12 protein-coding genes and 1 riboswitch are annotated in these 15,772 nt (G+C 48.8%); of the genes, 7 read left to right on the forward strand and 5 right to left on the reverse strand.

Annotated features, from left to right (window positions below; genetic code table 11):
* Positions 1–16: 16 nt before the first annotated feature.
* From ACJJI6_RS09690 to ACJJI6_RS09705, 4 genes are all read left to right on the forward strand, one after another.
* The gene (locus ACJJI6_RS09690) at positions 17–1,003 is read left to right on the forward strand and encodes a glycoside hydrolase family protein (protein WP_444927277.1); all 987 of its coding nucleotides are present in this window, start codon (positions 17–19) and stop codon (positions 1,001–1,003) included.
* Positions 1,004–1,356: 353 nt separating this feature from the next.
* Positions 1,357–3,861, forward strand: coding sequence for a TonB-dependent receptor (locus ACJJI6_RS09695; protein WP_475713248.1), 2,505 nt, complete (start codon positions 1,357–1,359; stop codon positions 3,859–3,861).
* A gap of 198 nt (positions 3,862–4,059) precedes the next feature.
* The gene (locus tag ACJJI6_RS09700) at positions 4,060–4,992 is read left to right on the forward strand and encodes an ROK family protein (protein WP_444905883.1); all 933 of its coding nucleotides are present in this window, start codon (positions 4,060–4,062) and stop codon (positions 4,990–4,992) included.
* Between the two features lie 246 nt (positions 4,993–5,238).
* Positions 5,239–6,138 carry an alpha/beta hydrolase gene (locus tag ACJJI6_RS09705; protein WP_475713249.1) on the forward strand — a complete coding sequence of 300 codons (900 nt, stop codon included), beginning with the start codon at positions 5,239–5,241 and terminating at the stop codon, positions 6,136–6,138.
* Between the two features lie 43 nt (positions 6,139–6,181).
* Here the strand turns inward: ACJJI6_RS09705 and ACJJI6_RS09710 are convergent, their stop codons facing one another.
* The 5 genes from ACJJI6_RS09710 to pdxH all read right to left on the reverse strand — a co-directional run bounded on the left by ACJJI6_RS09710 (position 6,182) and on the right by pdxH (position 11,899).
* The gene (locus ACJJI6_RS09710) at positions 6,182–6,625 is read right to left on the reverse strand and encodes a hypothetical protein (RefSeq protein WP_475713250.1); all 444 of its coding nucleotides are present in this window, start codon (positions 6,623–6,625) and stop codon (positions 6,182–6,184) included.
* 37 nt (positions 6,626–6,662) lie between these two features.
* Positions 6,663–7,088 (reverse strand): hypothetical protein, encoded by a 426-nt coding sequence (locus tag ACJJI6_RS09715; protein ID WP_475713251.1) that lies wholly within the window; start codon positions 7,086–7,088, stop codon positions 6,663–6,665.
* Between the two features lie 907 nt (positions 7,089–7,995).
* Complete coding sequence (locus ACJJI6_RS09720) at positions 7,996–9,333, reverse strand: RDD family protein (RefSeq protein WP_475713252.1); 1,338 nt, start codon at positions 9,331–9,333, stop codon at positions 7,996–7,998.
* Positions 9,333–11,024 (reverse strand): Hsp70 family protein, encoded by a 1,692-nt coding sequence (locus tag ACJJI6_RS09725; protein WP_475713253.1) that lies wholly within the window; start codon positions 11,022–11,024, stop codon positions 9,333–9,335. Before ACJJI6_RS09725 ends, ACJJI6_RS09720 begins: the two co-directional genes overlap by 1 nt.
* 236 nt (positions 11,025–11,260) lie before the next feature.
* Positions 11,261–11,899 carry a pyridoxamine 5'-phosphate oxidase gene (pdxH, locus tag ACJJI6_RS09730; RefSeq protein WP_444896569.1) on the reverse strand — a complete coding sequence of 213 codons (639 nt, stop codon included), beginning with the start codon at positions 11,897–11,899 and terminating at the stop codon, positions 11,261–11,263.
* 267 nt (positions 11,900–12,166) lie between these two features.
* On the opposite strand from pdxH, the gene ACJJI6_RS09735 reads away from it, so the two are divergent.
* From ACJJI6_RS09735 to ACJJI6_RS09745, 3 genes are all read left to right on the forward strand, one after another.
* The gene (locus tag ACJJI6_RS09735; protein ID WP_475713254.1) at positions 12,167–13,771 is read left to right on the forward strand and encodes a 5-guanidino-2-oxopentanoate decarboxylase; all 1,605 of its coding nucleotides are present in this window, start codon (positions 12,167–12,169) and stop codon (positions 13,769–13,771) included.
* A 28-nt stretch (positions 13,772–13,799) separates the two neighbouring features.
* On the forward strand, positions 13,800–15,233 hold the full coding sequence (locus tag ACJJI6_RS09740; RefSeq protein ID WP_444896567.1) for an aldehyde dehydrogenase family protein: 1,434 nt from the start codon (positions 13,800–13,802) through the stop codon (positions 15,231–15,233).
* A 65-nt stretch (positions 15,234–15,298) separates the two neighbouring features.
* A riboswitch (SAM-I-IV-variant riboswitch) is annotated at positions 15,299–15,425 on the forward strand.
* Between the two features lie 58 nt (positions 15,426–15,483).
* On the forward strand, positions 15,484–15,699 hold the full coding sequence (locus ACJJI6_RS09745; protein ID WP_108732493.1) for a hypothetical protein: 216 nt from the start codon (positions 15,484–15,486) through the stop codon (positions 15,697–15,699).
* Positions 15,700–15,772 lie beyond the last annotated feature (73 nt).

A 15,772-nucleotide genomic window follows, 5' to 3' on the forward strand; every position in this document is an offset into this window, starting at 1 on the left:
CAATGAGGTAAATATCATGGCATTTAATCTCGATAATAAATGGGTATGGGATTTTTGGTTCGCGCAGGACGGCGACCAGTACCATGTATTTTACCTTCAAGCCGATAAATCACTGGGCGATCCTGAGCTGCGCCATTGGAATGTATCTGTCGGTCATGCCGTTTCTACGGACCTTATTCATTGGACAACGCTCCAGGATGCATTAAAACCCTCACCTCGAACTGCAACCGCCAGTGAGGAGGCTGCAGACTCTTACACTACCTGGACCGGCTGTGTACACAGAGAAGGCGATACCTGGTATATGTTTTATACCGGTACTAAATATTCGGAGAAAGGCCTGGTTCAGCGGGTCTGCCTGGCAACTTCCAAGGACTTATTACACTGGGAAAAACACCCCAACAACCCTCTGGTGGAATTAGATCCCAATTTCTACGATGGCCTGAACCTTGAGTATTGGCACGATGCATCCTGGCGTGACCCATGGATCGTTAAGGACCCCTCGCAGAATCTCTACCATATGTATGTCACTGCGCGCTGTAACCAGGGCAGCCCAGATGGGCGTGGCGCAGTTGGCTATGCCAGTTCAACGGACTTAATTCACTGGAAAGTGGGGCAACCGGTACTGGCTCCCGGCTGGTATGGCGAAATGGAAGTACCGCAAATTGAATACATCCATGGCCGCTACTACTTATTCTGCTCAGTATCGACAAAGTTCCACAGCGCTGCCCATCGACAATCCATGCAGGGTACACCACTGACTGGCACAAAATATTTTATCGCCGATGATCTGAATGGCCCATACGAAGTGGTTGGAGATGGCTTTATCGGCGCAGACCAGCAGGGATCACTCTATTCCGGCCGGGTTATCCAGGGGCCGGACCAACATTGGTATCTGCTGGCTTTTAATAGGGACGATGCCGAGGGCAACTTTATCGGCGGTATCTGCGACCCCAAACGCATCGAGTTTATGGACGATGGACAACTGGAATTGGCCAAAGACTAGCAGGCAGGAATCGCAACCAAATCCTTAGGTAGATGCTCACCAGAAGCATCTACTGCCCCGTATCCCCTTCTCCCGCAACCAGTGCTACTTAGAAAGACAAGCAGCGCTGTCACCAGAAGCAAAGATCGTTACCGCGAAAATCACTGCTTCCCCTTGGTTTACTTATCTATTTGCTGATTCCACTTCGTAAATTCCACAAATTTTCGTATTGCCTTTATTAAATCACAGTGATTTAATAAATGTGTTCGCGGGGAGAGATCCCACCCATGCGGTAACAGGAAGAGAGTCTCGAGCCCGCAGAGAACGGGCCGTGAAAAATCTAATAACCATAAGAGATGATTGAGGAGAGCGCCGTGATTGCAGAGGGCTTCCAAGCAGGTTCAGAGACACAGAAACACTTTAAACCACACTCCATAGCCCTGGCAGTTGCCATGGCCTCCAGCGTTGCGGTACCGGCAACAGCTGAGGAAATGCCGGAAATTGAAGAGGTGATGGTTACCGCAACCGCCCGACCGGTTACCAAGATGGAATCCAGCGTATCCGTTAGTGCACTGGACACAGAGGAAATGGCGAAGTACGCCCCGCGCTCTACCGCAGAGCTGTTCCGCAGCTTACCCGGTATTCGGGCGGAATCCTCCGGTGGCGGCGGCAATGCAAATATCACCGTTAGAGGTATTCCCCTGGCAACTGGCGGCTCCAAATATATGCAAATCCAGGAAGACGGATTGCCTGTATTAGAATACGGCGATATTAATTTCGGTAACACTGACAACTTTGTTCGCACCGACTCCTCTCTCGCACGTATAGAAAGCGTACGCGGCGGCTCTGCCTCCACCTTTGCCAGCAATTCCCCTGGCGGTGTGATCAATATGATCAGCAATACCGGCGAAGAAGAGGGTGGTAATGTAGGACTTTCGTTTGGTGCGGACTACGATGAATCCCGCCTGGACTTTGGCTATGGCCACCACTTGAATGATTCTTTGCGATTCTATGTCGGCGGATTTTTAAGAGAGGGGGAAGGCATCCGCGAGACCGGCTTTGATGGGGATTCCGGCGGCCAACTCAAGGCCAACCTCACCAAAGAGTTTGATAACGGTTATGTCCGCCTCTATTACAAACATCTCGATGACCGGGTAACAACTTATCTTCCTGGCCCTGTAACCTATAAAGGCGATGGTGAATTCGGCACGGTTGCCAACTTCGATGCCAGCAGCCAAACCCTGCATTCCGATAATTATCGATACATTTCCACTTTTGATGCCTACGGCAATCCGGTAACCCGCGACTTATCCGACGGTATCGAATCACTGGTGGAAGCCTATGGCTTTGAAACCAAATTCGAATTTAATGATGGCTGGACTGTTACCGACAAATTCAGAATTTCTGATGTTAGCGGCAGCTTTATTTCCCCCTTTACCGATACTTTCGGCGATTACGGACCACAATCCACACAGGATATGGCTGATACCATTTGTGCAAATGCCGTAGGCAGTAACGGAGAGGCCATAGACTGTAGCGCCGGCACAACGGTGACTTATGCCAATGGTGAAGAAGCCGAAGGCCTCGCCTATGTCGACCTGCTCTTTGATACAGAAATACACGATTTGGGTCTGATAGTTAACGACTTTAAAGTCGATAAATTAATTGGCGATAATATTGTTGTTTCCGGTGGATTCTATTACTCCAACCAAAATATCAAAACCAGCTGGAACAGTTGGAATGCCCTAATTCAAACTGTTGACGGCAGCAATTCTGAAAACCTCACCATAACTGCCAATGCCAACGGAGATGTACTGGTAGATGATGGGGTCTGGTCTGCAAGCTTTCTTTCCTGGGCCTGGGACCTGGAATATGAAACTTATGCACCCTATATGAATGTGGCGATCGACATCGGCAACTTTACCTTCGATGTCAGTGCCCGCCACGATATGGTCAATGCCAAAGGCTCCCTGGTTTCCAGCTGCTGCGGTGGTGATACAGACTACGATCTGAATGGCGATGGTATTATCAGCGACATGGAAAGTGCTAGCGCTTCTGATGCCTTTGGATTCACCGGCGGCGTCATCACAATGGCCAATGGATCCACCCAGCTCGTTGACTACGATGCAGACAACACCTCTTTCTCTCTCGGTGGAAATTATATTCTCAACGACAGCATGGCTATTTTTGCCCGCTACAGCGAGGGTGGTCGAGCAATTGCCGATCGGCTTCTACAAATTAGCGGCGCCCTCAACAGTGACGGAAGCCTAACCGACACCACCGATGGCTTCGACTCTGTGGACCAGCTGGAAATTGGATACAAACTCTCAACCGGCGATCTGGATTTCTTTGCAACTTACTTCAATACGGTCACTGAAGAGACCAATGCAGAAATCACTAGCGGCTTAACATTTGTACGCGAGTATGAAGCCCAAGGTATCGAGCTGGAAGCGGCCTACAGTTATGGAGACTTTTCCGTAAATGGAAACCTCACCTGGACCGACGCCGAAATTTCAAAAGATGCCAACGACAATTCTGTCGTAGGTAATACGCCGCGCCGCCAAGCTGATTTCATTTACACAATTACACCGCAATATGACTTTGGCGATGACTTTACATTTGGTGCAAGCCTCCAAGGGTCTACAGAATATTTTGTTTCTGACTCCAACCAGTTGAAACAGGAAGGTTATGTCCTGGTCAATCTGTTTGGTTCTTATTACCTGACAGAAGACCTTACCGTTTCCTTTAATGTAAACAACCTCACCGATGAATTTGTTGTTACCGAAGTTGAAGAGTCTTACGCAGAAGTTGGAGACATAGTACGCGGACGGGCTATCAGTGGCCGCTCCACCAGCGTCAGTTTCAATTACGCTTTTTGATCGTTGTTCTTCCCTACTCTAGTAAGTGGTTTGCAGTTCTGCCCATAGCTTTGCAAACCCCGAGCGTCTGGCCCCCACCGGCGCTCGGTTTTTTTCTTTCAGAAACAATATAACCAGCTATAAACTATCAGTAGTGTAATTTCAGCAACCATCAACTGATAATACAAATAACTTATGTAACCCGGGGAGCGGATTAGGATGGAAATGCAAGGCAATGCGGTAGATACCTTGCTCGGCGGAATTGAAGCCGGTGGTACCAAATTTAACTGTGTGGTAGCCGCTGGGATTAATGACATCCGTGAGCGAGCCAGCTTCCCAACCACCGATCCAGAACATACGTTATCCAAGGTCGCTCAGTTTTTTCACGAAAGCAGTCAGCGCCACGGCACTGTTTCTGCGCTGGGCATAGCCAGCTTTGGCCCGGTAAACCTGGACCCAGAATCCGCCTACTATGGCTATATCACCCAAACACCTAAAGCTGGCTGGTCCAATACCAATATGGCTGGCTACTTCAGCCAAGCCCTGTCGGTACCAGTTGCTTTCGATACAGATGTTAATGGCGCCGCCCTTGGAGAGCACCTCTGCGGCGCCGCTACAGATGTAAAGAACTTTGTCTACGTCACCATCGGTACCGGTATAGGCGCCGGCATTATGATCGACGGGCAGCTCATCAATGGATCTATGCACCCGGAAATTGGGCATATGTTGATGCCTAGAGACAGCCAAAAGGATTCTTTTAAAGGCAACTGCCCATTTCATAACAACTGCCTTGAAGGACTGGCCTCAGGTCCTGCGATAGAGGAGCGTTGGGGGCTGCGTGGCCAACACCTCGAACAACACCACCCGGCCTGGGACCTGGAGGCGGAGTACCTGGCCACTATGTGTGTCAACCTTACCAGCTGCTACTCACCACAGCGGATCATACTGGGGGGTGGAGTGATGATACAGGCGCACCTATTCAATCGCATAAGACAAAAATTCCTAGCCTTAGCCGGTGGTTACTTTCCCCAAGTCTCAGAAAGTAATATTGAACGGTATATCGTTGCACCAAAACTGGTGGGAAGATCCGGTGAAGTCGGCTCTCTGCGGATGGCCCAGCACCTATACAACACTAAAAACGTCATTGCCTAAACCAGGGAGGGGACATCCCCTTCCCGCCCATCTTCTTCTCAGTGGGCGTGGTTCCCACGTGTAATATCCCTATTTCTGTGATTATGACCACTTCTTGAGCAAAAACTTGCTATGCAGAGTGATTCCTGCGGCAGTAACCCCCTCCCCAGCTAGCGATTCCCTTTATCTATCTGTTAGGCTTCCATATAGATACCTCTAGTAAGCAGGGCGATAACAGGTAAGTTTCAGCGCCCCTCAGGGATAGCAATGAAAATAATTAGATTATTAGTGATAGGTATTCTTAGTGCCTGTTGCCAGCTGGCAGCAGCCGGCAGTGCCGAACCCACAACTTTCACCCGCCCAGGGATACTGTCATACAACTTTTACTCTGATTTACTAGAGCGTGAGTACGTTATTGACATAATGCTGCCTCTCTCGTACACCCCGGAAAACACCGAACGCTATCCAGTCATTTATATGACCGATGGCTTTCTACATTTCCCTATGACAGCCCCTAACCTTCTTCAGGAACAGGTTCCCGATGAGTTTGGCAATGTCAAAATGCCCCCTGTAATTTTGGTAGGTATCTCCCACGCTTTTGGCAGTCCGAATTTCGTCCAGCGAGTAATGGATTTCACCCCCGTGCCTGGTGTGATCAAAGGTGCCGAACTAGGTGGAGGCGCCGATCACTTTCTTGAGTTTATCGAAGAGGAACTTAAACCCTTTATCAATAATAATTTTAAAGGTAACGAAGAAGACGAAACCCTAGTGGGCCATTCCCTGGGTGGGCTTCTGGCTCTCCATGCACTTTTTAACCACACCAATAGCTTTGACCGATATGTCATTGGAAGCCCCAGTATTTGGTGGGCTGACAAGCAAATTTTAGATAGTGAATTGGCCTATGCAGAACGCAATGCCGATTTGGGAAAAAGCGTGTATTTATTTATTGGTGGAGAGGAGACTTGCAGTGAAATCGACTCAGTTTGCGCAGTAAAAGACTTCTCTCAACTAATAAAAAGACTAAAGTCTCGTAACTACAATAACCTTACCTTAAGAAAACGTGTATTTGATAACGAGAATCACGGTAGTGTTGTTAATCCAGGCTATGATCGAGGGATAGAGAAGGCCTTTAAAGCAAAACTTCTTCCCAGGAAATACTCGTTTTAAATCATATATCCACACTCACCTAAAGGTAGAATTTAGATTGACACTAAAATGTATCAAACGCCAAACTCTCAAACATACGAAACAATTTGTACTGTTCACGCTGCAAAAATACTGATGGTGACTCATTACATGAATAAGCCTCCAACACATGATTTACACCACCCAGAAGACATTTTAACGTATAAGGCTCCTCATTAAGAATACGATATAGAACTGTAGATATCTCATTTAAGCTCATACAATATTCGCCCATTCCAACACTTGCAGCCTCCAACACCTCTGAAAGTAAAGGCAAAAGCTCTTCAGATCTCTCTACTAAGCTTACCCTAAGGTAATGCATGACATCATCAAGAATTACAAACGGAAATTTCTTCAAGTATTCATCACAACAATGAAATAAAAATAAGCGAGCCTCTCTATCATCAAGGTATACAAAGTTTTTAGCTAAAGCAACCTCAAGATCCGTGTTGTCAAGCCAATTTTTCAAAACAAACTACTCAGAAAAGAGATAAAACGATTGGCAATTAACTTTCAATAACTCTAAGGATCCCTTCTCCAATCCAGAAAAAGAAAGCGATGATAGCAGAAAGCACTAAACTTAAAATCACAGCACTTAATAAGACAGGGAAACCATAGATATATTGACCATTAGATGACACAATATCAAAACCAAGCGCTCCCAATAGACCCATAAATATCAAGAAACTACCAATAGTGAAGAAACAAGATAAGAAACAGCGCTTATAACTAAACACATCTCTCTTATAGGCATCCGCAGACTCGGAAGAACCAGATAAAATTTCAATTTTTCTCCTGAGCTGCACTACGACCTTTTCCTTCCTTATAAGCTCATCTCGGAGCTCTTTATACAGCGCTCTATTCTTCGCCTTATCAATACAGGCAATCGCATCACACAGCTCATTAATCGTATATGCTTCTATTCTTTTCATATTCCCTATACCTACTACCGCAACAAAAAAGAAAGTGGAGCACATGCTCACCATCAAAAATAAAACACGCTCTATATTTAAGCAAGTTGATTAATGGCAAGCAAAGCCAACAAGTACTTTGGTGCAATCTTCAAAACCATCTTAAATAAATTGTCTCAGCACAGTTTCAGCACTTAAAACCGCTTACCTCCACTTCTCCAGCATTCATAACAACTGTAACTTAAGCCAGTAAAAAATTTCTATATCCACCCTATTTATACCCCCCCAACTAAACAGACATTTAATTGAATTAATAATCTTACAAGGAACAGCCTCTCTTTATATTACACCTAAAATAATTTAACCTTTAGCACAAACACCTTAATATAAAGATTCATGATTGCTGGATGATTTATCAACTGACCTAGACTAGCAAGTTCATTGCGGCATCATTCATCCATTATCCCCTGAGTCAGAAAGAAAACTGGATTGGTTCTAATTAGGCCACTCGCCTTGTTGATACCCACAAAAAGACTTATAAGCTTTTCTTTTATGTCACCATCTATAATTCCACTAAAGTAACACTCAAAGGAACTACCACTAGTACAATCTACGCGATACTCTCTCAATCTAGTATCACGCCTCAATAGTAGGCTCATCGGCGACGACTATCTCCAACATTTTTGCAATTGCATTCTAAGATTGTTTATTTTACACATATTAAAAATAAAGCTTGTTCACTTTGGTTCAAGTAACAATAGCCACTCCGCACTTTCCTTTTGATAGATATAGATACCATCTCCATTAGCAAATACCACTTTGACAGTATATTCTATCGCCCTAAATCCAAAGCGTTTGTAGATTAAGCGGAAGTGTAACTATATAAGAAAAGAGTGGGTACCCCCCCACTCTTAAACTAAGCATTAGTCTAACGACGCAAATACTCCTCTCGGGTTTTACGCATATTAACTACATGACTCCTGCTTAATCGGTCATGAATCAAGTTGCCCCCGAGAAAACAGTTGATAAACCAACCGATCTTCCCAAGCGCCAAACATAAAACAAAACTAACAACCCGCCATAAACCATGCCCATATCCAATGCGCTTGAAATTACGGTTAGTAACGCGATACCCCATTAAGTATTTACCCGGAGTACCCTGGAATCTAGAACTGTCCAATATCCAAGCAAAGAACAAGTACGCAATAATACAAATTCCGCCTGCCTGAAGAGTTGCCTCACTTTCGGGTCTATCGAGAGCGGCCATAAAAACAATTGAAGTTGGAAAGCCAATAACAACATAAAGTAGTAATAGATCCAGAACAACAGCTATACCTCTGGCCAATAAATGGCCAAAATAATACTGCTCGTAGTTCTCGACCAACTCCTCACTATTGGCCCTTATGACTTCGCGCCCTCCGCGAAGCCCCTGTAGTGGATCGATCTCAGACTCATGATTTTCCATAATTCCGAACAAGCTATCGCATAGTTTTTCATCCAACGATTGGTATAGGTAGGGTGCGTTTCCCCTCCAATCAAACAAACTATCGCAGTACTGTAGGACGTTTACGGAAACCAACCTTTGGGACTTTCTTTCCCCCTCCTTTTCTTGACCGGACTGATTTAACCGGGCAAAACGATCGAAGATTGAAAGCCCCAAGTTCCAGTTGTACTCCTCATCCAGCATATGCGAACTCTTGCCAAGAAAATACCATCTTCGTTCATCGTTAAGCTCGGCATCGCTGCTAAGAATTTCGTCTACCTGTTTGAGGACACGCCGATATTCCTCAATCCGCAAGTCTCTTTCCTGGTTCGATACCGCTTGCTCTTCCGAAACAGGTATAGCTGCGTCGCTCTGAGCACTTGATTCAGCCCTCCCCCCCTCTTTCTCTTCAATTGATACTGAGGGCTCCGACTCTGAAAGACTTTCGGCTTTTTCTACCGCTAAGGTAGCGTTTGTATCATCTTCAGCCTGATCTACCCTAGCGGTGGAAACGATAGGTTCTTCGGCTTCAAGGGGGAGTGACTCAGATGATAATTCGCTGGATGAGAGGCCGTGATTACTACTCTCCAATTCTACATCGGCATCTCCCTCTTCCTGCAACTGTTCAGCAAGTTGCAATGCCTGCTTATACGCAGAGTACAAAACCTGAAACTCCTCAGGTTTTTCATCAGGGCGCGTTTGCTTCAACTTTTTTGCGTAGGCACGCTTGATAGCCCTGGCATCATTGACAGGGGTAATGTCGAGGACTGCCCAAGGGTTCATTAAATCCAGTCCTCGCTATCCAACCGATCCAGAATTTCACCGATTTCTGTGCGCGCTTTGGTGATTTCTGTAGGGTTTTGTCTCTCAAGCACACTATCAAACGAAGCCAGCAGTCTGGCGATATACTCCCGCTGTTCACCCAGGCTCGACTCATATAAGCGTTCGCCACGAGCGATAATTGCCTGGTTTTTTTCATCTTCCCTTGGGTGGAACTTTAACTTTGCCAATTTTTCCAAAGCTTCAGCTTTTTGTACTTCGGTAAGAGCGCCCGGTGTGAATTCAATTAATTTATTGAAATTTTTCCCTGTGGAGACAACAGTAACGTCCACCTCCAGAAGTCCATTCATATCGTAGGTGTAACGAATATCTGCCGCTTCCTCACCCTTTGCTTTCTTAGGCACAGGAACTGTTAGCTCACCTAAGTAAACGTTCTTTTTTACTAGGCGATTTTCTCCCTGGTATACATCGACACACAACTGTGTCTGATCATCCCGAGCAGTCCAAACCCGTCTTACAACACTGACTGGCACAACGGTATTGCGCTCAATAATAGGCATAAAGTAAGCACCGAGCTGCGGATTATCTTCATTGATAACACCCGTCCCCAAGGTGTAAGGGCATACATCAGTCAGGACAATATCATCCAGTGCCGAGTTCTTTTCTTTTAAGCCGGCCTGAATAGCTGCTCCCATCGCAACGACAGTGTCCGGGTCCAAATGACAGGCTGGCAGACGGCCAAACATTCGACCAACCATTGAACGAAACTGGGCCATGCGCGTCGAACCGCCAACCAATACCACTTCATCAATTTTCTGTGGGGGCAAATCTGCATCGCGCATTGCCCGCTCAATTGGCCGCTTCGCTCTTAACAACAGGGGGGTGCTGAGTTTCTCAAACCACTCTGGAGTCACCTGGAATTGCAGGGAGCGTCCATCAAGTTGTAATTCAAGTTTTTGTTCAGGCTGCTGGCTGACTCGACGTTTGGCGCTTTCCATTTGCATATATAAGTTTTGCAAATCGCGAGGGCTTAAAGCCTCTTTCTTAATATCAAACTCAGCCAGGACATCATCGATCATTGCCTCAACGAAATCCTCCCCACCAAGGAAGTTGTCTCCGGCACTGGCATGAACTTCCATAATACCATCGAAAAATTCCAGGATGGAAACATCGAAGGTGCCACCCCCAAGGTCTAAAATAAGGAAGTTTCCTTCACGCTTGTCGTGTAAACCGTAAGCAATGGCAGCCGAAGTTGGCTCGTTAATTAGCCTCTCTACTTTTAATCCCGCAAGCTCTCCTGCCAACTTGGTGGCATGGCGCTGATTATCATTAAAATAAGCTGGGACACTGATTACCGCCTCGGTTACTTCTTCACCAAGAAAAGTTTCAGCATCTTCTTTGAGCGCACGTAAAATTAACGAGGAGAGTTCTGTTGCACTAAATTTCTGTTTCCCCAGGGAAACTTTGTGATCAGTGCCCATCAAGCGCTTAAAGGCAGCCACAGTGGTACTACTGTGGTTAATAAGACGTTCTTTAGCCGTTTTGCCGACTAGCAGTGTGCCAGAATCATCAAGCCCCACAACTGACGGGGTCAAAATTTCACCCAAACGGTTGGGGATTAGTTTTACCCCCTCGTCGGTCAGTACCCCGCAAGCACTATTAGTGGTTCCCAAGTCGATACCAATAATGGCCATATTTCCCCTACCTACCCTTGGATTCGAATTGCAAAAACGATCGAATCTATAGAATTTTTAAGACAATAGTTTTAGCTATATTTATGGCGCATTATTCTAAGCGGCCTTGACCACAAATTGCCAGATAAGACACCGCTATAAAACAATATCAGGGGATAGGTACTCACAAAGTGAGGCGTGATTAAGCGGTTAGTTGTGGCCCAAAGGGCTGGGCCACGAAAAGATAAATATAAAAATTAGGGAGCGCGACGCTCTATATTCCAGCTTTCCTTTTCTTCACGGCGATAAATAAAACGATCGTGCAATCTATTTTCACCCCCCTGCCAAAACTCAACAGCATTGGGTACCACACAGTAGCCGCCCCAAAATTCTGGCAATGGAATTGTTTTACCGGCAAAGCGAGCCTTTTCTTTATCAAACTGTTGCTCGAGTTCCTCCCTGGACGAAAGCGGCCGGCTCTGGTGCGAGGCCCATGCGGCCAACTGGCTATCCAGGGGGCGCGACTGGAAATAGGCCTCTGCCTGCTCGCGGGAAACGGGCTCCACCTTCCCATAAACAATCACCTGCCGCTCGAGACGGCACCAGGGAAACAACAGCGACACCTGAGGGTTAACGGCCATATCTCGGGCCTTGTCACTCTGTAAATTGGTATAGAAAACGAAACCCTTCTCATCGAAGCCTTTCAGCAAAACAATCCGCTGCGAGGGGTGCCCGTCCGCGTTAGTGGTGGCAAGACACATGGCGCTGGCATCAACTAATTCTGCTTCAACAGCTTCTGCAAGCCACTTGCGAAACTGCTCCACGGGGGTCGGCTTCAATTCAGAGCGCCTTAAACCACCCATTTGGTATTCCCGACGCCATTGATCGATTTCCATGGTGATACTTCCTCGGTTGTTCTAGCTCAAAGTTTATTCAGCGAAGTGCCGGAAGGCTATTGTGCGGCAGCCACCCCGTCAAATTCCGCAAAATCTACTGACAGGTAAAGTAACCCAAGCGTACAAAGTTTCCTGCCGCAGTGCCGGGTGAATCTCAATTTTCCTGCGATATTGCCTGTGAAGGTGCAGACTCTGCGGGTGCTTGCACGGCTTTTGGTGGGCCGCTAGGCTCACTGCATTTTTACACGAATAAGGAAAATGGTGCTTATGTCCTCTGCGCCCACATGCGCCCAGGTGCTGATGCGCCTGCTGCGCGAATACCAGGTAAAAAAAGTTTTCGGGATTCCCGGCGTACATACCATTGAACTGTATCGCGGCCTGCCCGGTAGCGACTTGATGCATATCACGCCAAGGCATGAGCAGGGCGCCGCCTTTATGGCAGACGGTTATGCCCGCGCCAGCGGCAAGCCCGGTGTCTGTTTCCTGATCACTGGGCCGGGGCTGACCAACGCAGCCACTGCGATGGCGCAAGCTTACTCAGACTCAATTCCCATGCTGGTTATTTCCGCCGTCAATCGCCGGGAAGACCTTGGCATGGGCCGTGGGCGCCTGCATGAGCTACCCCGCCAAAGCGATGCCAGTCGAGGCTTCTGTATCTGGCAGCACACCTTGACCCAGGCAGAACAATTACCGGAAGTGATGGCACGGGCATTCCAGCTATTGCAGTCCAGCCGCCCCGGCCCTGTCCATATCGAAATCCCTATCGATTTATTCCCGGCGCCTATGTCCGGCAAGCTGGACGATTACCGCGCGGCACCCAATGCCATGGTACCGGCAGCCAACGCGACAGCTATCGCAACTGCTACCCAGTGGCTGCAAGCTGCCGAGCGCCCGGTGATTCTGCTGGGCGGTGGCGCGCAATCTGCTGGAGAGGCGGCAACACAGGTATCAGAAAAAATTGCAGCTCCAGTCTTCCTTTCTCTGGCGGCCAAAGGCGTTGTCGATGAAAGACATCCTCTGTGTGGCGGAGCCAATCTCAGTTTTGACTGCGTGCGTGAGCGAGTGGAAGCTGCCGATGTGGTCTTGGCCGTTGGCACAGAGCTTTCGGAAACCGATCGCAATCTGGTGAAAGAGGATTACGCTTTCTCCGGCAAACTGATCCGCATCGACATTGATCCGGCTCAGCTGGTATGCAATGCCCAGCCGGACCTGGCCATCTGCGCGGATGCAGCTGAAAGCCTTCAGCAATTAAGCGAAGCCCTGGTTCAGTGCGAAGAGAGCTCAAAACAGCGCGCAGAAGAGGAAGTTTCACAATTAATCGGTAACTGCCGCAAAGAATGGTGGGAAGGTTCTGAGGAGCGCTTCCCTTGGGTTGAAGCTCTGCGCGAAGCGCTGCCAGATGAGGGAATTCTGGTCACCGACTCCACACAACTGGCCTATAACACTAACCACGCCTTGCCGCTGTATCACCCTCGCAGCCATATTACCTGCACCACCGGTTATGGCACGCTGGGCTTTGCCCTGCCCGCCTCGATCGGGGCCAAGTTATCCAGCGAGCGGGATGTAGTTGCCTTGATCGGCGATGGCGGCCTGATGTTTACTCTCGGTGAGCTGGCCGTTGCAGTAGAACAGCAACTGCCCCTGCCAATACTGGTTTGGAACAACAGCGGATATGGAGAGATTCGCGACTTTATGGATGCCGCTGAAGTACCTCAAGAAGGTGTTAATCTTCGCACTCCGGATTTTGTCGCACTGGCAAAATCTTTTGGCGCTGAAGGTTGTCGCATCGACAAACCACAGCAATTAGCTACGGCAGTCGCAGAAGCCCTGCAACGCAAAACACCAACAATTATCGAAATCACCGCCCCTTGAACTGGCGCGAAGCAAACGGAAGCGTGACATGACAGATTTCAGCAAGCTGCATACCGACAAACTGTTTATCAATGGTGAGTGGCGCGAGCCCCTCGGCACCAGTTCCCATCCTGTGATCAACCCCGCCACTGAAGAAATGATTTGCCAGGTGGTGGAAGGCTCTGCTGAGGATGTGGATATTGCCGTTGCCGCTGCCCGCAGCGCCTTTCGCAAGTGGCGCCATACCAGCGCAGATCAGCGCTCAGCCCTGCTGAATGCCATTGCTGACGGAATGGAAGAGCGCAAGGAAGACTTGATCCAGGCGATCTCACAAACCCTGGGTTGCCCCGCCCATATCACCCGTTGGTTGCATGTGGATGGCCCTATCTACGCCATGCGTTACTACGCCGGTCGCACTTCAATCATGGAAGAGACCGAAAAGGCGGCCCACTCGGTATTAATCCGGGAGCCGATTGGCGTGTGTGGCTTTATTACCCCTTGGAATTACCCTCTGCACCAATTTGTCGGCAAAGTGGCCCCGGCTCTCGCAGCAGGCTGCACCATGATTACCAAGCCTTCGGAAACCACTCCGCTACAGGATTTCGTCATGGCGGAGATTATCCAAGCAGCCGGTGTTCCTGCGGGCGTATTTAACCTGATCCCCGGTGCTGGCTCAGTCGTCGGTGCAGAGCTGTCATCCCACCCGGGAATCGATATGGTGTCCTTTACCGGCTCCACCCGTGCAGGCGTTGAAGTTGCCAAGGCTGCAGCGCCCACAGTTAAAAGGGTAACCCAGGAGCTGGGTGGTAAATCGCCTCTGATTATCACCCCGGACGCGGATCTTAAAGCAGCGGTTCGCTGGGGCTGCGAAGATGTATTCATCAACAGTGGCCAAACCTGCACCGCACTCACCCGTATGCTGGTTCCCGCTGAGCACTATGAAGAGGCGGTGGAAGTTGCCAAGCAGGTGGCTGAAGAAGTGGCCATGGGCACCGATGCCAATGCCTTTATGGGCCCCCTATCTTCCGCTCGCCAACTGGAAATCGTGCGCGGCTACATCAAAAAAGGTATCGAGGAAGGTGCCCGCCTTGTAACTGGCGGCCTCGATCTACCCACCGAGCTGGATAAAGGCTTCTATGTGAAACCCACGGTATTTGCCGACGTTCACAACGATATGGCCATTGCCCGGGAAGAAATCTTTGGCCCGGTGACTTGCCTGATCCCCTACAAGGATATGGATGAAGCCGTCGCCATTGCCAATGACACCGAATACGGTCTGTCCAGTGGCGTATGGGCTAAAGACGCCGAAAGCGCCATGCCTATCGTTCGCCGCATCGAAGCGGGCCTGTGCTTTGTTAACGGCGGTGAATTTAACTACGACGCCCCCTTCGGCGGTTACAAGCGCTCCGGCAACGGACGCGAGTTTGGTGAGGCCGGTCTCGGTGAGTTTATCGAACTGAAATCCGTGCAGCTTCCCGCATAAACTTCTGCACCGCCCTCTAATGGGGGCGGTACTGTTGACTGCTAATCCCCTCCCCGTTATCTTTGCTCGCACATCACGAGAGTGGCTGACGCCAACGCCAACCTGCCGACCGGGGCAAGGTGGTTCTCTCTCTGCGGCACACAAGGCCTGCAGGGAGGATGGGGCTCTACCAGAGCAAACCAACCGGATTAGCGAACATCACTTCGCCGCTTCCACGTCAGTCCTCCATAGTTTTACCATTGGAGGGACCATGTCCGAATCACCGTTTTCCAGTAAAGACATTATCGAAATTCAAATCGCCAGCCAAAGAAGCCACACGGCAGTACGCGCGGTGAGAAGAGGTGATCGTCAGTTGTTGTGGCAACTACTGTTCGACACTGCCGAAGAGGCATTAAAATTTGCCACCAGTTGCCGCGCCAGTGAGCACCCTATTTCGGCCCATGAGGCCTGCGAACTGGCGGGATAAAGTAGAACCAACAGGCGCCGCGAGCTCGCGCCCGTTACCCTGTGCCAAGAGCACCCGACAGGAGCTAAAAACA

Source organism: Microbulbifer maximicatervae (SeqCode) (assembly GCF_056232625.1).